General features: G+C 49.1%; 1 protein-coding gene. It reads right to left on the bottom strand.

Annotation, left to right across the window (positions count from 1 at the left end; translation table 11 throughout):
• Positions 1 to 483 (bottom strand): IS110 family transposase (locus tag L693_RS0107270; RefSeq protein ID WP_025716698.1); only part of this gene is annotated, 483 nt, incomplete at both ends.

Genomic DNA, 483 nt, shown 5'->3' with positions numbered 1-483 from the left:
GCCCATTAAGCCGTTCAATGCTCGCTTCAAATCCGCTTTTTTGCTTTTCAACTTTCGTTTTGCCAGATCAGATAAAGCTTCAGGATCGGTTTCGCCAGCAATCATCGCCTCAATCATTGCGCGTCCTGATTTCCCAAGCACATTGCTGGCAACCGAGGAGAGCTTGATGTTTGCTCCTTCCAGCACCTTTTGAATGCGGCTGACTTCCCGAGCTCGCTCTTCGATAAGACTACGGCGGTAGCGAATCAATTCCCTCAGCTCTCTTTGCTCGCGATTTGGGATAAAGCTACCCTTCAATAGACCATGCCGGAGCAATCCAGCAATCCATTCCGCGTCTTTGACGTCAGTCTTGCGTCCCGGAACATTCTTGATGTGCTGGGCATTCACAACAAGAGTCTCAATCTCCTCAAGCTCCAACAGGTTGTAGATTGGTTTCCAATATGCTCCAGTGCTTTCCATCGCTACATGAGTGCATTCCTTGAC

The sequence above is a fragment of the Paenibacillus sp. 1-18 genome, assembly GCF_000520755.1.
GTDB lineage: Bacteria > Bacillota > Bacilli > Paenibacillales > Paenibacillaceae > Paenibacillus > Paenibacillus brasilensis.
This window is presented reverse-complemented; position numbering and strand designations above follow the sequence as displayed.